At 70.9% G+C, this 20,832-nt stretch carries 19 protein-coding genes; 14 read left to right on the top strand and 5 right to left on the bottom strand.

Annotated elements, in window-relative coordinates:
- Window positions 1–74: 74 nt before the first annotated feature.
- The 10 genes from ACH4VO_RS02915 to ACH4VO_RS02960 all read left to right on the top strand — a co-directional run bounded on the left by ACH4VO_RS02915 (window position 75) and on the right by ACH4VO_RS02960 (window position 14,080).
- A complete protein-coding gene (locus ACH4VO_RS02915) occupies window positions 75–1,049 on the top strand; it encodes a LacI family DNA-binding transcriptional regulator (RefSeq protein WP_360984279.1) in 975 nt (324 codons plus the stop codon).
- A 217-nt stretch (window positions 1,050–1,266) separates the two neighbouring features.
- Window positions 1,267–2,949, top strand: a complete 1,683-nt coding sequence (locus ACH4VO_RS02920) for an ABC transporter substrate-binding protein (RefSeq protein WP_360984282.1) — start codon at window positions 1,267–1,269, stop codon at window positions 2,947–2,949.
- Window positions 2,950–3,129: 180 nt separating this feature from the next.
- The gene (locus tag ACH4VO_RS02925) at window positions 3,130–4,185 is read left to right on the top strand and encodes an ABC transporter ATP-binding protein (protein ID WP_360984285.1); all 1,056 of its coding nucleotides are present in this window, start codon (window positions 3,130–3,132) and stop codon (window positions 4,183–4,185) included.
- The gene (locus tag ACH4VO_RS02930; RefSeq protein ID WP_360984288.1) at window positions 4,182–5,162 is read left to right on the top strand and encodes an ABC transporter permease; all 981 of its coding nucleotides are present in this window, start codon (window positions 4,182–4,184) and stop codon (window positions 5,160–5,162) included. Before ACH4VO_RS02925 ends, ACH4VO_RS02930 begins: the two co-directional genes overlap by 4 nt.
- A 166-nt stretch (window positions 5,163–5,328) precedes the next feature.
- Entirely contained in the window at window positions 5,329–6,357 is a 1,029-nt protein-coding gene (locus ACH4VO_RS02935; protein ID WP_360984291.1) for an ABC transporter permease, read from the top strand.
- Window positions 6,354–7,340: an ABC transporter ATP-binding protein gene (locus tag ACH4VO_RS02940; protein ID WP_360984294.1), complete on the top strand. Its 987-nt coding sequence runs from the start codon at window positions 6,354–6,356 to the stop codon at window positions 7,338–7,340. Before ACH4VO_RS02935 ends, ACH4VO_RS02940 begins: the two co-directional genes overlap by 4 nt.
- A gap of 48 nt (window positions 7,341–7,388) precedes the next feature.
- Window positions 7,389–8,801 (top strand): GH1 family beta-glucosidase, encoded by a 1,413-nt coding sequence (locus ACH4VO_RS02945; RefSeq protein WP_360984298.1) that lies wholly within the window; start codon window positions 7,389–7,391, stop codon window positions 8,799–8,801.
- A gap of 70 nt (window positions 8,802–8,871) precedes the next feature.
- Entirely contained in the window at window positions 8,872–11,961 is a 3,090-nt protein-coding gene (locus ACH4VO_RS02950; RefSeq protein WP_360984301.1) for a glycoside hydrolase family 3 N-terminal domain-containing protein, read from the top strand.
- A 59-nt stretch (window positions 11,962–12,020) separates the two neighbouring features.
- Window positions 12,021–13,412, top strand: a complete 1,392-nt coding sequence (locus ACH4VO_RS02955; RefSeq protein ID WP_360984304.1) for a hypothetical protein — start codon at window positions 12,021–12,023, stop codon at window positions 13,410–13,412.
- Between the two features lie 152 nt (window positions 13,413–13,564).
- Window positions 13,565–14,080: a DinB family protein gene (locus tag ACH4VO_RS02960; protein WP_360984307.1), complete on the top strand. Its 516-nt coding sequence runs from the start codon at window positions 13,565–13,567 to the stop codon at window positions 14,078–14,080.
- Here ACH4VO_RS02960 and ACH4VO_RS02965 read toward each other — a convergent pair whose 3' ends face one another.
- From ACH4VO_RS02965 to ACH4VO_RS02975, 3 genes are read right to left on the bottom strand one after another with little or no spacing between them, the layout of a single operon-like run.
- Window positions 14,081–14,467 (bottom strand): cytidine deaminase, encoded by a 387-nt coding sequence (locus ACH4VO_RS02965; RefSeq protein ID WP_360984310.1) that lies wholly within the window; start codon window positions 14,465–14,467, stop codon window positions 14,081–14,083. It lies immediately after the preceding gene.
- A gap of 14 nt (window positions 14,468–14,481) precedes the next feature.
- Window positions 14,482–14,745, bottom strand: a complete 264-nt coding sequence (locus ACH4VO_RS02970; RefSeq protein WP_360984313.1) for a DUF397 domain-containing protein — start codon at window positions 14,743–14,745, stop codon at window positions 14,482–14,484.
- A complete protein-coding gene (locus tag ACH4VO_RS02975) occupies window positions 14,742–15,563 on the bottom strand; it encodes a helix-turn-helix transcriptional regulator (protein WP_360984316.1) in 822 nt (273 codons plus the stop codon). Before ACH4VO_RS02975 ends, ACH4VO_RS02970 begins: the two co-directional genes overlap by 4 nt.
- Window positions 15,564–15,673: 110 nt before the next feature.
- Here ACH4VO_RS02975 and ACH4VO_RS02980 point away from each other — a divergent pair, with 110 nt between their 5' ends.
- The 3 genes from ACH4VO_RS02980 (at window position 15,674) to ACH4VO_RS02990 (ending at window position 17,888) form a co-directional block, all read left to right on the top strand.
- Window positions 15,674–16,120 carry an ATP-binding protein gene (locus ACH4VO_RS02980; RefSeq protein ID WP_360984319.1) on the top strand — a complete coding sequence of 149 codons (447 nt, stop codon included), beginning with the start codon at window positions 15,674–15,676 and terminating at the stop codon, window positions 16,118–16,120.
- Between the two features lie 14 nt (window positions 16,121–16,134).
- Window positions 16,135–17,175 (top strand): NAD(P)/FAD-dependent oxidoreductase, encoded by a 1,041-nt coding sequence (locus ACH4VO_RS02985; RefSeq protein ID WP_360984322.1) that lies wholly within the window; start codon window positions 16,135–16,137, stop codon window positions 17,173–17,175.
- Window positions 17,176–17,285: 110 nt separating this feature from the next.
- Window positions 17,286–17,888, top strand: a complete 603-nt coding sequence (locus ACH4VO_RS02990) for a class I SAM-dependent methyltransferase (RefSeq protein ID WP_360984365.1) — start codon at window positions 17,286–17,288, stop codon at window positions 17,886–17,888.
- Between the two features lie 124 nt (window positions 17,889–18,012).
- Here the strand turns inward: ACH4VO_RS02990 and ACH4VO_RS02995 are convergent, their stop codons facing one another.
- On the bottom strand, window positions 18,013–18,633 hold the full coding sequence (locus ACH4VO_RS02995; protein WP_360984325.1) for a YceI family protein: 621 nt from the start codon (window positions 18,631–18,633) through the stop codon (window positions 18,013–18,015).
- Window positions 18,634–18,858: 225 nt separating this feature from the next.
- Here ACH4VO_RS02995 and ACH4VO_RS03000 point away from each other — a divergent pair, with 225 nt between their 5' ends.
- Window positions 18,859–19,380, top strand: a complete 522-nt coding sequence (locus tag ACH4VO_RS03000; protein WP_360984328.1) for a hypothetical protein — start codon at window positions 18,859–18,861, stop codon at window positions 19,378–19,380.
- A 73-nt stretch (window positions 19,381–19,453) separates the two neighbouring features.
- On the opposite strand, the gene ACH4VO_RS03005 is transcribed toward ACH4VO_RS03000, so the two are convergent.
- A complete protein-coding gene (locus tag ACH4VO_RS03005) occupies window positions 19,454–20,665 on the bottom strand; it encodes a glycoside hydrolase family 64 protein (protein WP_360984367.1) in 1,212 nt (403 codons plus the stop codon).
- Window positions 20,666–20,832: the final 167 nt, after the last annotated feature.

A 20,832-nucleotide genomic window follows, 5' to 3' on the forward strand; every position in this document is an offset into this window, starting at 1 on the left:
TCCGGTACCGGTTGCGGAACCGGTACCGACGTCTTCTCGGCCGCCCTGTCCTGCCTTGCCCCCGGAGGCCCCCGATGCGTGTCACCATCGCCGACGTCGCCCGTGAGGCCGGCGTCAGCAAGACGACCGTGTCCCGGGTCATCAACCTCAAGGGGGAAGTGGACGGTTCCACGGCCGCTCGTGTTCGTGAAGTGATCGCACACCTCGGCTACGTGCCCAGCTCGGGCGCCGTCGGACTGGCCCGCGGCAGCAGCCGCACGGTCGGGATGCTGGTGCCCTCGCTCACCTGGCCGTGGATGGGTGAGGTGCTGCAGGGTGTCGTCGACACCGTCGAGGCCGCCGACTACGGACTGCTGCTCTTCACCTGCAACCGGGGTGCGGAGTCCGTGGAGCGCTTCACCAGCCAGGTGTCGGCGCGCGCCTTCGACGGGCTCGTCGTCGTCGAGCCGGAGAACACCCTCGCCCACCTCACCGAGCTGCACCGGTCCGGCCTGCCGATCGTGCTCATCGACGATCGCGGCCACCATCCGGAGTTCCCCTCCGTCGTGACCACCAATCACGAGGGAGGCGCGTCGGCGGCCCGCCATCTGCGGGCCGGCGGACGCACCAGACCCCTGGTCGTCACGGGCCCCGAGCACTTCGGCTGCGTACGCGACCGGCTCGCGGGCTTCCGTGCGGTCCTGCCCACCGATCTCGTCGCGCGCGGGGACTTCACCGAACGGTCCGGCCGTCTCGCGGTGGAGGAACTCCTCTGCGCCGGTACGGAGTTCGACTCGGTCTTCGCCCACAACGACATCACCGCGGCAGGGGTGCTGAGGGCCCTGCGGGCCGCCGGCCGCCGAGTGCCGGACGACATCGCGGTGGTCGGCTTCGACGACATCCCGATGGCCGAGCACACCGAACCCCCGCTGACCACCGTGCACCAGCCCACACGACGGATGGGCGAGGCCGCGGCGCGACTGCTGCTCTCCCACCTCGGCGGCACCGCCGTACCGGACGGACCGGTCGTGCTGCCCACCGAACTGGTCGTGCGTCACTCGGCGCCGTAACGGGCGGGGCCACGATCCACGGCCCGCGCCCGCCCCCTCAGCCCCCGACCCGCACACACGCACCCGCACCAGCACCCCCGCACCACCCACCTCACACGAACCGCCCGCACCACGCCGCCCGTAGCGGTCCGCCCCACCCCGCACCGCCCGTACCCCGGCGCGTCGAGCGCTGTCCACCACCCGGATTCCCCCCGGCCGCAGTCCCCCTGGAGTCGTCATGTCCGTACGCCGCCGTCACACTCTGAGAGCGCTCTCAGCCGCCACCGCCGTGGTCGCGCTCGCCGCCGGCTGCTCGTCCGCCAACTCGGGTGCCAACAAGGGAGGGGGAGCCGGCGCGTCCGGGGTGCTGACCCTCGGCAAGCCGGACGGACCGCAGACCAACAACAGCAACCCGTTCCTCGCCACCTCGGCGGGCGCCACCCTCGGCTACCGGTTCATGATCTACGAGCCGCTGGTGATGACCAACCAGGTCCGCCCCACGGAGAAGGGCGACCCGTGGCTCGCCACCGACTGGGCCTGGGAGGACAACTTCCGCAAGGTCACCTTCACCCTGGACGAGCGGGCCGAGTGGGCCGACGGCAAGCCGCTGACCGCGGCCGACGTGGCGTTCACCTTCGACCTGCTCAAGAAGCACCCGGCGCTCAACGGCAACGGCATCCCGTACGACGGGATCGCCGTCGAGGGCGGGAAGGTCGTCCTGACCTTCAAGGAATCGCAGTTCGTCAACCAGAACAAGATCATCACGACCTACGTCGTGCCCAAGCACATCTGGGAGAAGGTCGAGAACCCGGAGACCTGGCCCAACCGCACCCCGGTCGGCTCCGGCCCGTACCAGCTCAAGACCTTCACCCCGCAGACCACCACCCTGACCGCCACGCCCACCTACTGGAAGGGCAAGACCCAGGTCAAGGAGTTGCGTTACACCGCGTACAACGACAACAGCGCGGCGACCACGGCCCTGGCGAACGGCAAGGTCGAGTGGTCGTTCGTCTTCATGCCGAACTACAAGCAGCTGTACATCGCCAAGGACCCCCAGAACCACAAGCTCTGGTTCCCCTCCGGCCTCGGTATCCACGGACTCTGGTTCAACACCGCCCGCAAGCCGTTCGACAACCCGGTGCTGCGCAAGGCGATGGCCATGGTCGTCGACCGCAAGGCCATCCATGTCCAGGCCGAGGCGACCCTCTACCCGGAGATCACCAACCCCACCGGCATCCCGCTGCCCGCCGGTGAGGCGTTCCTCGCGCCGGAGTACAGGAACGCCACCACCGAGCCCGATGTGGCCGGCGCCAAGAAGATCCTCGCCGAGGCGGGCTTCACCCTCAGCGGCGGCGTGCTGAAGGACCCGGGCGGCAAGCCGGTGGAGCTGACCTTCACCGACCCGGCCGGCTGGAACGACTACATCACCGGGCTGTCCATCATCAAGGACAACATCAAGCAGCTGGGCATCGAGGCCAAGGTCAAGACACAGACCGCGGAGGCCTGGGGGACCGACGTCGCCACCGGCAACTTCGACGCCACCCTGCACTGGACCAACAGCGGCGCCACGCCGTACGACATGTACCAGAACATCATGGACGGGGCGATCCTCCAGCCCGTCGGCAAGACCGCCCAGCTCGGCAACTTCGGCCGGTTCAAGAGCCCGGAGGCCACCGCCCTGCTCAAGCAGTACGCCAACGCCACGGACGACGCCGCGCGCACCACCGCCATGAACGCCCTGCAGAAGATCATGGTCGAGCAGGCTCCCGTCATCCCGACGGCCGCGGCCCCCATCGGCGCCGAGTACTCCACGAAGAACTGGGTGGGCTGGCCGACCGAGGCCGACCCGTACGCCGCGCCGCAGCACACCCAGCCCGACGCGCTGGAAGTCGTGCTGAACCTGAAGCCCGCCAAGAAGTGAGAGGGGCCGGCAGTTGGGGGGCGGCGTCGCGGGGTCGGGCGCGCGCATCTGCGGCGTTGTCGTCGATCGACAACGCTCCGCGTTGCCTCAATCCTCCGCCTTGCAGCTGCACGCGCCCAACCCCGCTCCGTCTCCCGCCCCTCAACTGCCGGACCCTCTAAGCACGGGGAAGAACCGACCATGACCACCGAACAGTCCGCAGACGTGCGCACCGGGACCGATGTGGTCCTCGAAGCACGCGGAGTCACCAAGCACTTCCCCGTACGGCGTACCGTCGGCGACCTCCTGGCCCGCAGGCACCGTTCCGTCCACGCCGTCGACGACGTCTCGCTGCAGCTCCGGCGCGGCACCGTCACGGCTCTGGTGGGGGAGTCCGGCTCGGGCAAATCCACCGTCGCACGGCTGCTCGCCCAGCTGTACCCGCTCACCGCGGGCGAGGTGGAGCTGGGCGGTACGGCGGTCAGGGCCGGGCGCGGCCGGTCCTTCCGCAGGTATGTCAAGCAGGTCCAGCTGATCTTCCAGGACCCGTTCGCCTCGCTCAACCCGGTGCACACCGTGCGCTACCACCTGACCCGGGCCCTCAGGATCCACGGCCGGGCGGGGAGCGGGGACGAGGAGCTGGAGAAGAACCTGGCGGCTCTGCTCGAACGCGTCCAGCTGACTCCTCCTCACCGGTTCCTGGACACGTTCCCGCACGAGCTGTCGGGAGGCCAGCGCCAGCGCGTCGCGATCGCGCGCGCGCTCGGCGCCGACCCCCAGGTACTGCTGGCCGACGAGCCGGTGTCGATGCTGGACGTGTCGATCCGGCTCGGCGTCCTCAACCTCCTGCGCGACCTCAAGGAGCGGCTGAACCTCGCGATCCTCTACATCACCCACGACATCGCGTCCGCCCGCTACTTCGCGGACACGACCCTGGTGATGTACGCGGGCCGGCTCGTCGAGGGCGGGGACAGCGAGAGCGTCACCCAGCACCCCGCCCACCCCTACACCCAGCTGCTGATCGCCTCCGCGCCGGACCCCGACCGGGTCGCCGACGCCCAGGCGCAGGAGGAGGCCGGGAGCGGGGAGCCGCCCTCCCTGATCGACCCGCCGGCCGGCTGCCGCTTCCATCCCCGCTGCCCGAAGGCCATGGAGCGCTGCCGCACCGGACTGCCGCCGCGCTTCGACCTGGCGGACGGCCGATGGGCCGCCTGCTGGCTGTACGACGGCACCACGGCCGAGGGGGCGGCGAAGTGAAGTACGTCCTCCAGAGGCTCGCCTTCTACGCGGTCACCGCGTGGGCCGCGATCACCATCAACTTCCTGATCCCGCGCCTGATGCCGGGCGACCCCGTCGAGGCTCTGATGAGCCGCTACCAGGGACAGCTCGACACCAGCGCCATCGCCTCACTGAAGGCCCTGTTCGGACTCGACGAGAACCAGTCCCTCTGGTCGCAGTACACCGACTACTGGTCGAGCCTGCTCGACGGCGACCTGGGCCTGTCCTTCACCTACTTCCCCACCCCGGTGGGCGAGGTGCTCTCCGACGCGCTGCCCTGGACGCTGGCGCTCGTCGGGATCACCACCCTCATCAGCTTCCTGCTCGGCACCGGCATCGGCGTCTACAGCGGCTGGCGGCGCGGATCCTGGCTGGACGGGCTGCTGCCCGTCACCACCTTCATCTCGTCCGTCCCCTACTTCTGGCTGGGGCTCATCGCGATCGCGCTGTTCGCGGTGAAATGGCCGCTGTTCCCCTTCGAGGGCGGCTACGACAGCTCCCTGGTCCCGGCCTTCGACTGGCCGTTCATCTCCAGCGCGCTCTACCACGGGGTGCTGCCCGGCATCACGATCGTGCTCAGCGCCGTCGCCGGCTGGATCCTCGGTATGCGCAACATGATGGTGACGGTCTCCTCCGAGGACTACGTCATGGTGGCGCAGGCCAAGGGGCTCTCCGAGCGGCGGGTGATGTTCTCCTACGCCGCCCGCAACGCGGTCCTGCCCAACATCTCCGGCTTCGCCCTCTCCCTGGGCTTCATCGTCAGCGGCACCCTGCTGGTCGAGATGGTCTTCAACTACCCCGGCATCGGCTTCCGGCTGCTCCAGGCCGTCGGCGCGAAGGACTACCCGCTCATGCAGGGCGTCTTCCTGATCATCACGCTCTCCGTGCTCGCCGCGAACCTGCTGGCCGACATGGCCTACGCCCTCCTCGACCCGCGCACCCGCAAGGAGGCATAGTGGGCCTCTCTTCCGGGACAGGCCGGGCTCGCGCGGCCTGGCACGCACATCCGCCGCGTTGTCGTCAGTCCACAACGCTCCGCGTTGCCTCCCTCCTCCGCCTTGCGGCTGCATGCACCAGACCACGCTCCCTGTTCCGGCCTGTCCCGGAAGAGAGGCCCTGACTATGGCCGTCACCACCACCGACGTAGTCGTCACGGACCCCGTCCCGGCCGCGGCCGGCCGGGCCAGGTTCCGCTTCCTGCGCGGCGGCAAGACCCGCACCGGGCTGCTCATCCTGCTGGTCTTCGTGGTCCTCGCCGTCATCGGCCCGTGGATCGCCCCGTACGACCCCGACGCGATGAGCGACCAGCTGCTGCAACCACCGTCCGCCGAGCACTGGTTCGGCACCACGCACACCGGGCAGGACGTCCTCTCCCAGATCCTCGTCGGCACCCGCGGGGTCCTCGTCGTCGGATTCCTGGCCGGCTTCCTCGCCACCGTGCTCTCGGTGCTCATCGGGGTCAGCGCGGGATTCCTCGGCGGGGCCGCCGACGAGGCCCTCTCCATGCTCTCCAACGTCTTCCTCGTCATCCCCGGGCTGCCGCTGATCATCATCATCGCGAGCTTCGTCGAGGACACCGGGGACCTGCTGATCGCCTTCGTCATCGCCCTCACCTCGTGGGCCTGGGGCTCGCGCGTCCTGCGCGCCCAGACCCTGTCGCTCAGACGGCGCGACTACGTGGAGGCGGCCCGGGCCACCGGCGAGTCCACCTGGCGGATCATCCTGTTCGAGGTCATGCCGAACCTCACCGCCGTCATCGCCTCGGGCTTCGTGGGCACGGTCATCTTCGCGATCCTCTCCGAGATCACCCTCGCCTTCATCGGCGTCGCCGACATCTCCCACTGGAACTGGGGCACCGTGCTCTTCTGGGCCCAGTCCAACCAGGCGCTGGCCCAGGGGGCCTGGTGGTGGTTCGTACCCGCCGGCCTGTGCATCGCCCTGCTGGGCACCGCTCTCTCCCTCATCAACTTCGGCATCGACGAGTTCGTCAACCCGCGCCTGCGCACCGCGACGGGCGCCTCCCGCACGGTCCGCATGCGGGTCGGCTTCACCCCCGTGGCCCGCACCGCAGCACCCGCAGCACCCGAGGGGCCCGAGCCGCCCGGCACGCCCGGGCCGTCCGGACAGCCCAGCAAGGAGCACAGCGCATGACCGCCGAGCCGATCCTCACCATCAGCGGCCTGGACGTCGACTACGGCACCGGCGCCGGCGGCGTCCGCGCGCTGCGGAACATCGACCTCACCCTGCACCGCGGCGAAGTCCTCGGCCTGGCGGGCGAGTCGGGGTCAGGGAAGTCCACCCTGGCGTACGCCGTCACCCGGCTGCTCTCCCCGCCCGGGGTGATCACCGGGGGCGACGTCCACTACCACCGGCCGGGCGGGGGGACCGTCGACATCCTCGCCCTGTCCCCGGAGCAGCTGCGCGCCTTCCGCTGGCAGGAGCTGTCCCTCGTGTTCCAGGGAGCCATGAACTCGCTGAACCCGGTGCACACCGTCCACAGCCAGCTCACCGACGTACTCACCGCGCACCGCCCCGGTATGCGGGCCGCCGAGCGGACCGCGCGGGCCGAGGAACTGCTGCGCCTCGTCGGGATCTCCACCGACCGGCTCGCGGCCTATCCGCACCAGCTCTCCGGCGGCATGCGCCAGCGCGTGATGATCGCGATGGCGCTCGCCCTGGAGCCCGAGATCGTCATCATGGACGAGCCCACGACCGCCCTCGACGTCGTGATGCAGCGGCAGATCCTGCGCAAGCTGGTGGAACTGCGGGAGCGCCTCTCCTTCTCCGTCGTGTTCATCACCCACGACATCTCGCTGCTGATCGAGTTCTCCGACCGGATCGCGATCATGTACGGGGGGAGGATCGTGGAGCAGGCGGGCGCCGCCGAGATCTACCGCGACCCCCGCCACCCCTACAGCGAAGGCCTGCTGCACTCCTTCCCCGCGCTGCACGGCCCGCGCCGCGAGCTCACCGGCATCCCCGGATCACCCCCGCACCTGTCCGCGATGCCGAGCGGCTGCGCCTTCCACCCCCGCTGCGCCAAGGCGTTCGAACCGTGCGCCGCCAGGGTCCCGGTCCTCGCCGCGCCGGACGCCGCCCAGGACCGCGAGGTCGCCTGCTGGCTGCACCACTGACCGCTCCAGCACCACCCACCCACCGGCCAAGAGGAGTTACGGAGACCCATGAACCTCGTCACGCCCCGCAGCAGCCCGCAGCCCGCCGCCGTCCAGGGACTCCCCGCCGACTTCCGCTGGGGTGTGGCGACCTCCTCGTACCAGATCGAGGGCGCGGCCTCGGAGGACGGGCGGACCCCGTCCATCTGGGACACCTTCTGCCGGGTCCCGGGCGCCGTGCACCAGGCGGAGCACGGCGACGTGGCCTGCGACCACTACCACCGGATGCCCCAGGACGTGGAGCTGATCGCGGGCCTGGGCGTCGACACCTACCGCTTCTCGCTGGCCTGGCCGCGCATCCAGCCGGGCGGCCGGGGCCCGGCCAACGCCAAGGGCCTCGACTTCTACAAGCGGCTGGTCGACGAGCTCCGGGGGAGGGACGTCACCCCCTGGATCACCCTCTACCACTGGGACCTGCCGCAGGAGCTGGAGGACGCGGGCGGCTGGCCGGCCCGCGACACCGCCCTGCGCTTCGCCGAGTACGCCATGCTCGCCTACGAGGCGCTCGGCGACCGGGTCGAGCACTGGACGACGCTGAACGAGCCGTGGTGCTCGGCGATGCTCGGCTACGCCTACGGGGCGCACGCCCCCGGGCGCACCGACCTGGGCGACGCCATGGGCGCCGTCCACCACCTGCTCCTGGGACACGGCCTAGCCGCCCGGCAGATGCGCGAGGCGGCGGGCAGTCGCCCGTTGGAACTCGGCATCACCCTCAACCTCGGCACCGCCACCCCGGAGACCGGCAGCGAGGCCGACCGAGAGGCCTGCCGCCGGGCGGACGGCATGGGCACCCGCCTCTACCTCGACCCGATCGTCCACGGCCGCTACCCGCAGGACGTCGTCGAGGACCTCGCGGCCCAGGGCATCGCACTGCCCGTCCGGGACGGCGACCTCGCCGCCATCGCCACCCCCCTCGACGTCCTCGGCGTCAACTTCTACCGGGGCGCCCTGTTCTCCGGCGTGACCGAGGACGGCTCACCGACCGGCGCCGACGGCCTGCCCGTCGTCCGCGGGGTGGAGCGCGACCTGCCCCGTACGGCCATGGACTGGGAGATCACCCCGGGTGAGCTCACCGATCTGCTGCTGCGGCTCCAGAGGGACTACGCCCTGCCGACCGTCATCACGGAGAACGGGGCCGCGTTCGACGACACCGTCGCGGCCGACGGGACCGTCCCCGACGCCGACCGCACCGCCTACCTCGCCGACCACATCGCCGCCGTGTCCGAGGCGCGCCGGCGCGGGGCGGACGTCCGGGGCTACTTCGCGTGGTCGCTGATGGACAACTTCGAGTGGGCGTACGGCTACGACAAGCGGTTCGGCATCGTCCGCGTGGACTACGACACCCAGGTGCGGACCCTCAAGGACAGCGCCAAGTGGTACCGCGACACGATCCACCTCACCCGCGGCAGCAGCACCGCCTGAACCCGTGACAGCAGCACTGACCGAACCCGTGACACCAGCACCGACCGACCCGGACGGAAGAGAATCGCACATGCCGAGCACACCGCAAGCCCGCGCCCGCCGCGGGGCAGCGAGACCGGTCACGGCCGCTCTCGCGGCCGTCACCGTCCTCGCCGGACTCCTCGCCGGAGCCGTCCCCAGCGCAGCGGCCGGCGGGGACGAGCCCGCGCCGGTCCTCGTGGACCGCTTCGAGGGAGAGGTCCCCCTCGGCAACCCGCCCGCCGACTCCCTCTTCACCTGGGGCGGCGACGCGGACGACCAGCCGAAGCTGTCGTTCGCCGAGCGCTCCGACGCCCCCGAGGGCGCCAAGGTCCTCCAGGGCACCTACGACATCAGCGCCTGGGGCGGACTCAGCCACGAGTTCGCCGTGGACCAGCCCCCGAAGGACTGGACCGCCCACAAGGGCATCCGTTTCTGGTGGTACGGCCAGAACACCGCGCCCCTGCCGCCCGGTTCGGGCAGGCGGATCCACTTCGAGATCAAGGACGGCGGGGCCAACGGCGGCGCGTCCGAACTGTGGACCACCTCGTTCACCGACGACTGGGAGGGCTGGCACCAGGTCGAGATCCCGTTCGCGGACTTCGTCTACCGGACCGACTACCAGCCCGTCGGCGGCATCGACCAGGTCCTCGGCCTGAACGAGATGTGGGGATACGCGCTCACGCTGCCGACCGGCGCCCCCGGCGCGTTCGCGATGGACGCCGTCGAGCTGTACGGCAAGGCCGATCCCGCCCTGAAGTCGAGCGTCGTCGTCGACTCGGCGGTGCACCCGGTCACGGAGGGTGGCACGGCGGACATCAAGGTCTCCGTCGCCACCACCGGCTCCCTCCCCATCGAGGAGCCCGTCACCGTCGCGTACACGACCAAGGGCGGCAGCGCCGAGGCCGGCCGAGACTACACGCCGGTCACCGGCACGTACACCTTCCCGGCAGGCACCGCGTCCGGCACCTCGCACACCGTCTCCGTGGCCACCACGAAGGACAGGGGAGCGGAGGCGGCCGAGACGATCCCCCTCGAACTCACCGTCACCGGAGCCAAGCCGCCCAAGGAGAACCCGCAGGTCGTCATCGACGCCCACGGGCTGCCCTACCAGAACGCGAAGCTGCCGGTGAAGAAGCGCGTCGCCGACCTGCTGTCGCGGATGTCCCCGGCCGAGAAGGCCGGCCAGATGACCCAGGCCGAGCGCAACGCCCTCAGGTCGCCGGGTGACATCGCCATGTACGACCTCGGCTCGCTGCTCTCCGGCGGGGGCTCCGTACCCACCCCGAACACGGCCGCCGCCTGGGCGAAGATGATCGACGCCTACCAGCTGCGCGCCCAGGCCACGCGCTTCCAGATCCCGCTGATCTACGGCGTGGACGCGGTGCACGGCCACAACAACGTCATCGGTTCGACGATCATGCCGCACAACATCGGCATCGGTGCCGGACGCGACCCGGAGCTCGCGCAGAGGACGGGCGCCGTCACCGCGAACGAGGTGCGCGCCACCGGCATCCCGTGGGACTTCGCCCCCTGCCTCTGCGTCACCCGTGACGAGCGCTGGGGCCGGTCCTACGAGGCCTACGGCGAGGACCCGGCCCTCGTCGAGTCCATGGAGACCGTCATCACCGGCATGCAGGGCCGCCCCTCGGGCACGGACCTGGACCGCAACGACAAGGTGCTGGCCAGCGCCAAGCACTTCGTCGGCGACGGCGGCACGGAGTTCGGCTCGTCCACCACCGGCTCGTACACCATCGACCAGGGCGTCACCCGGGTCACCCGCGAGGAGCTCGAAGCGGTGCACCTCGCGCCGTTCGCCGAGTCCGTGAAGCGGGGCGTCGGCACGGTCATGCCCTCCTACTCCTCGCTGGACATCATCGGCGACGGCGCCGGCCCGGTGAAGATGCACGCCGACGCCGAGATGATCAACGGCGTGCTCAAGGACCGGATGGGCTTCGAGGGCTTCGTCATCAGCGACTGGCAGGCCATCGACCAGATCCCAGGCGACTACGCGAGCGACGTCCGCACCTCGGTCAACGCGGGCCTCGACATGATCATGGTCCCGACCGCGTACCAGGAGTTCACGCGGACGCTCCAGGACGAGGCCGGCGCGGGCCGGATCACCCAGGCCCGGATCGACGACGCGGTCTCCCGGATACTGACCCAGAAGTTCCGCCTCGGCCTCTTCGAGAAGCCGTACGCCGACACCTCCAACCTGGACGACGTCGGCTCGGCCGCCCACCGGGCCGTGGCCCGCGAGGCCGCCGCCAAGTCCCAGGTGCTCCTGAAGAACGACGGAGCCGTCCTCCCGCTCAAGGCGTCCCAGAAGGTGTACGTCGCCGGGTCCAACGCCGACGACCTCGGCAACCAGGCCGGCGGCTGGACCGTCAGCTGGCAGGGCTCCTCGGGCAGGACCACCACGGGTACCACGATCCTGGAGGGCATCAGGAAGAACACCTCGTCGGCCACCTACTCCCAGGACGCCACCGCCCCGACCGACGGGTACGACGTCGGAGTCGTCGTCGTCGGCGAGAAGCCGTACGCCGAGGGCATCGGTGACGTCGGCAACGGCCACGACCTGGAGCTGACCGACGCCGACAAGGCGGCCGTCGACACGGTCTGCGCCGCGATGAAGTGCGCCGTCCTCGTCGTCTCCGGCCGCCCCCAGCTCATCGGCGACCGGCTCGGGGACATCGACGCGCTGGTGGCCTCCTGGCTGCCGGGCACGGAGGGCGACGGCGTGGCCGACGTGCTCTACGGCAAGCGCGCCTTCACCGGGCAGCTCCCGGTGACCTGGCCGAAGTCGGAGTCGCAACTGCCGGTCAACGTCGGTGACGCGGTGTACGACCCGCAGTTCCCCTACGGCTGGGGCCTGACCACCCTGAAGAAGGTCCCGACGGCCGGCGAGGCCACCCTCGCCGGCCTCGCTGCCACCGCCCGCCTCACCCAGAAGGCGGGCCTCGGGAAGACCCCGGCGGGCCGGGCGATCGTGGAACAGGCGCGGCTGCTGGTCCAGCGGAAGGCGGGCGGAAAGCTGACGCAGGCGGTGTCCGCGCCGTTCGCCGACGCCGATCACCTGCTGCTCACCGGTGACCTGACCGGTGCGGTGGCCAAGCTGCGCACGGCGTACCGCGCCGCGTAAGCACGAGAAGGACCCGGACGGGTGCGGCATTCATCGCCCGTCCGGGTTACTTTCGGAGTATGCGGAAAAGGCTGTTCGCCCCCTTGTGGGCCTGCCTGCTGCTGATGCTGTCGGCGGCCGTGCTGGCCATGTCCCCCGCTGCCCTGGCCGCCCCCTCCACCATCAGTGACGCCGCCCAGGCCCTGCGTCAGGGCCCGGTGTACGTCGACCCGGCGGCGGCCGGGCAGCTCCCGGCCTCCCAGAAGGCCGCCCTGGAGAAGAAGATCAAGGGCGCCGACAAGCCGGTCTTCGTGGCCGTGCTGCCCGCGACGTCCCAGTACCCACCCGACAACCTCCTGCGGAACCTGCGCGCCGACACCGGGATCACGGGTGTGTACGCGGTCCGCCTCGGTGACGGCTTCAACGCGGGCGCCGACCCGCAGGTGATGCCGACCCGGGCGGTGCAGAACCTCGTCACCGCCGTCAAGGCGCCCGGCACCGACACGAACGCCACCACCCAGCTCAACGCCTTCGTCGACCGGGCCCTCGAACAGGCCCGGGGCAGCGCCCCCGCCTCGTGGTCCGGCGGCGGCACGGGCACCGGCACCGGCACCACGAGCGGCGCACCCCTGGTCGGGCTGATCGTGCTCGGCGGCGTCGTGGTGGCCGGCGGGGCGGCCGCCCTCACGGTCGGCCATCGCAACCGCAGGCGCAGGGAGGCCGAGGAACAGGCCTCCCTGGAGAAGCTCCGGGTCGTCGTGGACGAGGACATCACGGCGTACGGCGAGACCCTGGACCGGCTCGACTTCCATCCCGCGGAGGCGGGCGCCGACGACGCGATGCGCGCGGACTACGAGCGCGCGCTCGACTCGTACGAGGAGGCCAAGTCGAGAATGGGCAACGCCCGGCACCCGTCCGACGTCCGCGGGGTCACCCAGGCCCTGGAGGACGGCCGGTTCTCCCTCGCCGTCCTGGACGCCCGCCGCAAGCACCGCGAGATCCCCGCCCGCCGGCCGCCGTGCTTCTTCGACCCCCGCCACGGCCCCTCGGTCACCGACGTGCGGTGGACCCCGTCCGGAGGCGCGTCCCGGGAGGTCCCGGTCTGCGGCGCGGACGAGGTCCGGCTGCGTGAGGGCGAGGACCCGATGAGCCGTACCGTCGACGTCGGCGACGGCCGCCGCCGCCCGTACTGGGAGGCGGGCCCGGCGTACGGCCCCTGGGCGGGCGGCTACTTCGGCGGCGGCCTGCTGCCGGGTCTGCTCGTCGGCACGATGCTCGGCTCGATGCTGTCGAGCCCGGCGTACGCGGGCGAGTACGGCGGCGGCGACTTCGGCGGAGGCACGGGCGGCGACTGGGGCGGCGGTGACTTCTCCGGCTCCGACTTCGACGCGGGAGGCTTCGGCGGCGGCGGCTTCGGCGACGGCGGCGGCTTCGGCGGTGGCGGCGGAGGCTTCGACGGCGGCGGCTTCTGACCGCCGCCGGGCCCCGCCCCGCGCCCCCCGCCCCGCTCACTGTGAGGCCACGGACGGAAACGCGGGCGTTCTGCCCGGTTTCGAAGTCCGTGTTCTCACGTTCACGGCTATTCCGGTCGACACCCGCTCCGAGCTGCGCGAGACTCCCCGCGATGACTCGACGAACCGACACCCCTCCCACGTGGGACGAGCGCGCGCAGCTCGTCACCTTCCTGGACTACGCCCGTGACACCGCGCGAGCCATCTGCGAGGGCGTGTCCCCCGAAGACGCCCGCAAGGCCCCGCTCCCGGGTTCGCCGCTGATGACGCTGTGCGGTCTGATCAGCCATCTGCGGTGGGTCGAGTACTACTGGGTCCAGGTGATGTTCCTGGGCGAGGAGCTCGCGGGCCCGCTCGCCGAGGCGACCGACGAGGACCCCGACCCGGAGATGCGGACAGCGGTCGACATCCCGTTGCCCCGGCTTCTCGCCGAGTACGAGGAGCAGAGCGCCCGCTACCGTCGCCTGGTGGCCGGCCACGACCTGGACGCGACGGCCAGGCGTCCCATCGGCGACGGCCGCCACGTCGACCTCCGGTGGGTGATCCTCCATCTCGTCGAGGAGACGTCCCGCCACAACGGCCACCTCGACATCGTGCGTGAACTCGTCGACGGGCGGACCGGCGCCTGATCAGTCGGTGTCGGTGAGGCTGTACGCGTACGGGAGCAGGTCCCGTACGGGGAGCGCTTCCGGGCCGTTGCCGGTGTCGACCGTGACGCGGATCTCCGGGAAGTAGTCCGACAGCACCTGCCGGCACCGCCCGCACGGGGGCATCACGCCGCGGTCGTCGTTTCCGACGGCCACGATGCCGGTGAGTTCACGGGCACCCGCGGCGGCGGCCGCGCCGATCACCACCAGTTCGGCACAGGGGCCGCCCGTGAAGTGGTAGACGTTCACACCCGTGACGATGCGGCCGTCGCCGGTGCGGGCCGCGGCTGCCACCGAGTGGTCCTCGCTCCCGCGCAGGGTCGCGGCGAGCCGGGAAGCCGCGGCGATCAGCTCCTGGTCCAGTGCCATGCGGATACTCCCGCCTACGCGGCGGGCCGGCCGGCGGCCCCGAGGAACGCGGTCCATGCGGCGGGGGGCACGGTGAGCACCGGGCCGTCGGTGACCTTGGAGTCGCGGACGTGTACGGCGGCGGGGTGCGCGGCGACCTCGACGCAGTCGCCGCCCTCACTGCCGCTGTAACTGGACTTGCGCCAGTCGTAGGCGACTTCGACGCAGGCGCCGCCCTGGTCGCTGCTGTAGCTCGACTTGAACCAGCTGAGGTCCGTGCCCTGTACTGCGCGCGTCATGACTCTCCAAGCAGGTCGGCCAGTAGGCAGGCACTGCTCGCGACGGAGAGCGCCTGCGAACGCAGCATCCCATATTTCTGCTGGAGCACACTGACGTCGTCCGGGTCGTCATGCAGGAAGCTGGTCAACTGGCCCTCGACGTACGCAAGGTGGTCGTGGTCAGGTGTCTCGAGCAGCACCATGGGTCCTGCCAGGCCGGCATGTTTGGGCAGTCGCATCGGCATGATCTGGAGGCCCAGATGCGGCAGTTCCATGCACTGCTGAAGGTGCCGGATCTGGTCCCGGCGCAGGGCGGGACCACCGATCTCGCCGCGCAGGATGCTCTCCTCCAGCAGGAAGTGCAGCATCGGACGCGGCTTGCGTTCGAGGAGCCGTTGCCGGCCCAGGCGGGCTGCCACCCACTCTTCCCGCTGCTCCTCCTCCAGCGGCGGGTAGAGGCACGAGAACAGGAACCGGGCGTACTCCTCCGTCTGGAGCAGCCCCGGCACCACCTGGTTCTCGTACCAGAGCAGCGTCACCGCCTCCTGTTCGTACTCCACGAAGTCCTGGACGAACGCGGGAAAGCGCTCCTTCTGCGGCACCTTCGCCACCGCGACCTTCAACACCCCCTTGGTCTCCAGTAGTTCGTCCAGCTGTGTGGCGAAGTCCGCCTGGAGCGGCCGGCGGCCCTGCTCGATCGAGGCGATGGTGTCCTCGCCCACGCAGAACCGGTCTGCCAGGGCGGTCTGCGTCAGCCCCGCCGCGCGGCGGAAGGCGGCGAGCTGGGCCCCGATCAGATGCCAGGACGTGACCCGCTTGGTCCTCTTCGTCGATTGCATGCAGTGCCTCTCCCGTGCGCGAACCGGCCCGACCCGTCAGTACCCGTACGAACGCGACGTACGGGCTGATGCGCTGGGTAACTCTAGTGACGGGCTGTGACAGTCGTCCCGTGAATGAAACAACGCGACTCGTCCACTTCCGTGAGGCGTTCTACCGCCGTGAGCGCAGGTCCGTCCCCCTCGTACGGCGGTTCGTGCGTGAGGCACTGCTCGACTGGGCGTGCGAGGTGGACGTCGAGGACGTACTGCTCTGCGTGAGCGAGCTGGCCACCAACGCGCTGGTCCACGGCGTCCCGCCCGGTCGGGGGTTCCGCGTGCACCTCACGTGGGGTGCCGTGCTCCGCGTCGAGGTGCACGACAGCGGGGGAGGGGAGGTCGCTCGGCCCTCGCACACCGCACCCGAGGCGGAGGGCGGGCGGGGGCTCGTGCTCGTCGGGGCGCTCGCCGACGCGTGGGGCGTGGGGAAGCGGGACCCGGGTAAGACCGTGTGGTGCGAATTTGCAGTTTCGGCAAGCAAGTTTGTCGGTCCGGCCCTGCGGGCGCACTCTCTCACGTAAAGGGAGGTGTTCGCATGAGCGACAAGACTCAGCGCTACGACGTGGTGATCATCGGGGGCGGGCCGGCCGGACTGAGCGGGGCCCTGGTACTGGCCAGGGCGCGGCGCTCCGTGCTCGTGATCGACTCGGGCAGCCCCCGTAACGCACCGGCGTCCCACGCGCACAACTACCTGGGCCGTGAGGGTGTCCCGCCGCTGGAACTGCTGGCCGCCGGCCGGGCGGAGGCGGCCGGTTACGGGGCCGAGATCGTCCAAGGCAAGGCCGTGGCCGCGGAACGGCTGCCGGGCGGCGCATTCCGGGTGGTCAGGGAGGACGGTGAGCCCGTCGAGGCGCGCCGGCTGCTCGTCACCACCGGCCTCGTCGACGAGCTCCCGCCCGTCCCCGGCCTGGCCGAGCGCTGGGGCCGTGAGGTGCTGCACTGCCCGTACTGCCACGGCTGGGAGGTGGGCGACCGGCCGGTCGGCGTCCTGGCCACCGGTCCGATGGCCGTGCACCAGGCCCTGCTGTGGCGGCAGTGGACCGGCGACGTGGCGCTCTTCCGCCACCAGCAGAAGGACTTCGGCGACGAGGAGTACGAGCAGCTGGCCGCGCGGGGCATCTCCGTGGTGGAAGGCGAGGTGACCGGTGTGGAGGTGACCGGTGACCGGCTCACGGGGGTGCGGCTGGCCGACGGCACGCTCATCCCGCGTGAGGCAGTCGTGATCCAGCCACGCTTCACCGCGCGTTCCGGCGTCCTGGAGAGCCTGGGCCTGGCGCCCACGGAGCTGGAGATGGGGGGCCAGGTCATCGGCACCCACATCGTGGCCGATCCTGCGGGAGCCACCGAGGTGCCCGGCGTGTGGGTGGCCGGAAACGTCGCCAACCCCATGGAGCAGGTCATCGGCTCCGCCGCCGCCGGGCTCAAGGCGGCAGCGGCCCTCAACATGGACCTCGTCACCGACGACACCCGCCGGGCGGTCGACACCCGGCGAGCCCCCTTCTCGGCCGAGGCCGAGCGAAAGGTCACCGAGCGCGTGCTCGGCGACCGCCGACACGGACTGCAGGAGACCCGATGAACGAGCACCCGACAACCGATGACTCGACGACCGGCGGCGCGACCGCCGAGGGCGCGGTGACCGGCGGGACGGCGCACACCGAGGCCGGGACGGCGCGCACCGACGCCGAGATGTGGGACGACCGGTACCGCGAGAGCGACCGGATCTGGAGCGGCAACCCGAACACCGTGCTGGTCCGCGAGGTGGAGGGCATGAAGCCGGGGCGCGCGCTCGACCTCGGGTGCGGCGAGGGCGCCGACGCGGTGTGGCTCGCCCGGTGGGGCTGGCAGGTCACCGCCACGGACATCTCCCGCGTCGCGCTGGACCGGGCGGCCGGCCACGCGGCGGAGGCCGGGGTGGCCGACCGTGTCGACTGGCAGTGGCACGACCTGGGCGCCACCTTCCCCGAGGGTGCGTACGACCTGGTCTCGGCCGCGTTCCTGCACTCCATGGGCGATCTTCCGCGCGAGCGGATCCTGCGCAGGGCCGCCTCGGCGGTGGCGCCCGGAGGCGTGCTCCTCGTCGTCGGCCACGCGGGCTTCCCCGCCTGGGAGAAGAATCCCCACCCCGACGTGGTCCTCCCCACGACGGACGAGGTCCTGGCGTCACTCGAACTGCCGGAGGGGCAGTGGGACGTGCTGCTCAGCGAGGAGTACGAGCGGATCCAGAACGACCCCGAGGGGAACCCCACCACGCGCACCGACAACGTGCTGAAGCTCCGGCGGACGCGGTGACCCGAGGCCCTCACTGATCACCGGTCCCGGGCCGCGGGTGCCACCCGCGGCCGCCGCGCCACGCCGAGCGCCCGCCTCCCCCTCGCACGAGGGGGACGGCGGGCGCTCGGCGTGGTGCGGCGGATCAGGCTGCCTGCGGGGCGGCCTTGATCGCGGAGATGTCGAAGTTCAGCTTGACCTTGTCACTGACCAGCACACCGCCGGTCTCCAGCGCCGCGTTGTAGGTCAGGCCCCAGTCGGAGCGCAGGATCTCGGCGCTGCCCTCGAAACCCACGCGCTGGTTGCCGTAAGGGTCGACGGCGGAGCCGTTGAACTCGAGGTCGATGGCGAGCGGACGCGTGACGTCCTTGATGGTGAGCTCGCCGGTGACCCGGTAGGTGTCCCCGCCGAGCTGCTCCGCCCGGGTGGAGCGGAACGTCATGAGGGGGAACTTCTCGGCGTCGAAGAAGTCGCCGCTGACCAGGTGACCGTCACGGTCGGCGATGCCGGTGTCGACGCTGGCGATCTTCACGTCCACGGAGGCCGAGGAGTTGGCCGGGTCGGCGCCGTCCAGCGTCAGCGTGCCCTCGTGCTCACCGAAGGAGCCGCGCACGTTGGTGACCATGGCGTGGCGCACGGTGAAGCCGATGCTGCTGTGAGCCGGGTCGATCGTGTACACGCCGGTCAGGGCGGCCAGCGCCGGGTCCACCGGGAGGGTGGCGGTGGTGGACGGGGCGTCGTTGTTCTTACGGGTGAACAGAGCCATGGCTCCTCCTCGGGGGACGGTTCAGACGAGTGGCTGTCGAGGTATTTGTTTAACCTTCAACGAGATTCACTGTAGACCTGTTTTGTTCAAAGTTCAACAGCAAGGGTCCAGGCCGGTCCGGAATTCGCCCCACAGGTTGTCCGTCCTGCTGCCGCCCACTGGCGGACGCGCGTAGAACAGGGCAGGATCTCCCTGCCCTGATTGTCATGAGCAGGAGGAAGCCCCATGTTGACCCGCCCCCGACTCCGCTCGGCCCTCACCGCCCTCGCCCTCGTCCTCGGCGCGCTCTTCGCGCCCGGCGTCGGCGTCCTCGGTGGCGCGACCGAGGCGCACGCCGTCACCAAGCTGACCCACTCCCAGGCGACCTCCCGCTTCAGCTCGTCCGGGATCACCTGGTCGTCGTCGGGTGGCTGCTCCGACCGGTACAACTCCACCTGCACGTCCTTCGAGCAGCTGAACCTGACCAGCGCCCAGGGCGCCCAGACCCTGAAGAGCGCCACGGGCTGCGCGCTCAACATCACCGGCGGCACGGAGACCGGACACGCGAGCGGCACCTACTCGCACTGGAACGGTTACAAGCTCGACTTCGCCAAGGGCACCTGCCTCACGAACTACGTGAAGGGCACGTTCAGCTACATCGGCCTGCGGGGCGACGGTGCCCCCCAGTACAAGTCCGGTTCCGGCAACATCTACGCGGACGAGGGCAACCACTGGGACGTGACGTACTACAACTGCGGCGGCTGCTGACCCGCAGGGGAGAACACACGAGGCCCGCCCGCGTCCGGGGGACGCGGGCGGGCCTGCGCGGCTCGTGGGCCCGTCAGGAACCGACGCTCACCGTGAAGCGGCGGGGGTTGCCGTCATGGGCGGCTCCGGAGACGTCCGGCTCGCCGTCCGGGCGTACGTCGTCGTAGGGGAACGCGTAGCCGATCGGGGAGTTCGCGTGGACCACGCGCGACCAGTGGTTGGTGACCGCGCCCTTGTAGTAGTCCGCCACCGAGGTGCCGTTCGGCTGGCTGGGGTGGCTCAGCATGATCGACCGGTTGAAGCCCGCCGCGAGCCGGGCCAGGATCGCCTTCTTCTCGTCGGAGTCGCCCGGGTTGTTCGTGAAGGGCCCGTGGTTGCAGGTGAAGATGTCCTTCGACGTCGGCTTGACGAACGTGTGGCCGCCCTCGAACGTCAGGACGTCCCCGCTGACCCGGCCGGTGAGCGTGGGCCGGCCGCCCTGCAGGTCGATCCGCAGGTCCGTGGAGCGGTACTTCTCCCAGACCTGGTCGATCTGCGCGGTGAACAGGTCCCGGAACGGCATCTGGTCCGGCCGGTCGAAGAACGGCGCCATCAGGTTCTGCGGGGAGACGACACGCAGCACCCGCCCGTCCGCGCCCCGGGTGACCAGCTTGTCCCAGGGCTGTCCGTCGGCGGCGGCCTGGGCGGTGAGGTCGTCGGCGATGCGCTGCACCGCGCCGTCCGGGAGCGGGGCCACCGTGTGCCTGGCGTCGCCCTCCACGGTGAGGCCGATGGGCAGGGCCGTCACCAGGTCGACGTAGCTGATGTTGGCGTAGATCTGCTGCGGGTTGAAGGTGAACTCGCAGAACGACCAGGTGCGGCCGTAGTTCGGGTCGGTGGGTGTCGCGAAGGCGGGCTCCACCAGGGCGGGGCCCGGGTTCAGGTAGAAGTCCAGCTTGTCGTCCCGTACGAAGTACACGCGGGCGCCGTACATCTGGGGAAGTGTCAGCACGACCGGGCCCGCGCCGGCGGGCTTCAGCGGGATGGCGCAGTCCACCGGCAGCGGGGTCTGCGGGGCGCCGGGCGAGTCGGGGCGGTAGACGCCGCCGTCGGCACGCAGGAGCACCCAGCGGTCGGTGCCTTGCTCGTGGCCGGTGACATAGGCGTTCACCGTGCCGGGCAGTGAACGGTTCTCCAGGGCGAGTTCGCACGTGGCGGGCGCGGCCGACGCGCGCGGGCTCAGGGCGCTGCCCCAGAGGGGGTAGGAGAGCGCGGTCGCGGAGGCGGCGGCGCCCGTCAGGAACATTCTGCGTGAGATCACGAAGGGACTCCCGAGGTGTGGGGGCCGCAGACGGAAGCATGGGGGAGGTGGCGCAGTGGGGGGGTCGTCTGCGGTGCCCACCACTTTCGCCATGCCGGTGGCGACCGTCAAGAGTTACGACTGAGAGCGCTCTCAGGGTTGCGTCTTTCTTC

The organism is Streptomyces sp. NPDC020780, from assembly GCF_044334475.1.
Classification (GTDB): domain Bacteria; phylum Actinomycetota; class Actinomycetes; order Streptomycetales; family Streptomycetaceae; genus Streptomyces.

What these genes read in the sequence shown, in the direction of transcription:
- ACH4VO_RS02915 (WP_360984279.1), top strand. Translation starts at nt 75, where the DNA reads ATGCGTGTCACCATCGCCGACGTCGCCCGTGAGGCCGGCGTCAGCAAG.
- ACH4VO_RS02920 (WP_360984282.1), top strand. Translation starts at nt 1,267, where the DNA reads ATGTCCGTACGCCGCCGTCACACTCTGAGAGCGCTCTCAGCCGCCACC.
- ACH4VO_RS02925 (WP_360984285.1), top strand. Translation starts at nt 3,130, where the DNA reads ATGACCACCGAACAGTCCGCAGACGTGCGCACCGGGACCGATGTGGTC.
- ACH4VO_RS02935 (WP_360984291.1), top strand. Translation starts at nt 5,329, where the DNA reads ATGGCCGTCACCACCACCGACGTAGTCGTCACGGACCCCGTCCCGGCC.
- ACH4VO_RS02940 (WP_360984294.1), top strand. Translation starts at nt 6,354, where the DNA reads ATGACCGCCGAGCCGATCCTCACCATCAGCGGCCTGGACGTCGACTAC.
- ACH4VO_RS02945 (WP_360984298.1), top strand. Translation starts at nt 7,389, where the DNA reads ATGAACCTCGTCACGCCCCGCAGCAGCCCGCAGCCCGCCGCCGTCCAG.
- ACH4VO_RS02950 (WP_360984301.1), top strand. Translation starts at nt 8,872, where the DNA reads ATGCCGAGCACACCGCAAGCCCGCGCCCGCCGCGGGGCAGCGAGACCG.
- ACH4VO_RS02955 (WP_360984304.1), top strand. Translation starts at nt 12,021, where the DNA reads ATGCGGAAAAGGCTGTTCGCCCCCTTGTGGGCCTGCCTGCTGCTGATG.
- ACH4VO_RS02960 (WP_360984307.1), top strand. Translation starts at nt 13,565, where the DNA reads ATGACTCGACGAACCGACACCCCTCCCACGTGGGACGAGCGCGCGCAG.
- ACH4VO_RS02965 (WP_360984310.1), bottom strand. Translation starts at nt 14,467, where the DNA reads ATGGCACTGGACCAGGAGCTGATCGCCGCGGCTTCCCGGCTCGCCGCG.
- ACH4VO_RS02970 (WP_360984313.1), bottom strand. Translation starts at nt 14,745, where the DNA reads ATGACGCGCGCAGTACAGGGCACGGACCTCAGCTGGTTCAAGTCGAGC.
- ACH4VO_RS02975 (WP_360984316.1), bottom strand. Translation starts at nt 15,563, where the DNA reads ATGCAATCGACGAAGAGGACCAAGCGGGTCACGTCCTGGCATCTGATC.
- ACH4VO_RS02985 (WP_360984322.1), top strand. Translation starts at nt 16,135, where the DNA reads ATGAGCGACAAGACTCAGCGCTACGACGTGGTGATCATCGGGGGCGGG.
- ACH4VO_RS02990 (WP_360984365.1), top strand. Translation starts at nt 17,286, where the DNA reads ATGTGGGACGACCGGTACCGCGAGAGCGACCGGATCTGGAGCGGCAAC.
- ACH4VO_RS02995 (WP_360984325.1), bottom strand. Translation starts at nt 18,633, where the DNA reads ATGGCTCTGTTCACCCGTAAGAACAACGACGCCCCGTCCACCACCGCC.
- ACH4VO_RS03000 (WP_360984328.1), top strand. Translation starts at nt 18,859, where the DNA reads ATGTTGACCCGCCCCCGACTCCGCTCGGCCCTCACCGCCCTCGCCCTC.
- ACH4VO_RS03005 (WP_360984367.1), bottom strand. Translation starts at nt 20,665, where the DNA reads ATGTTCCTGACGGGCGCCGCCGCCTCCGCGACCGCGCTCTCCTACCCC.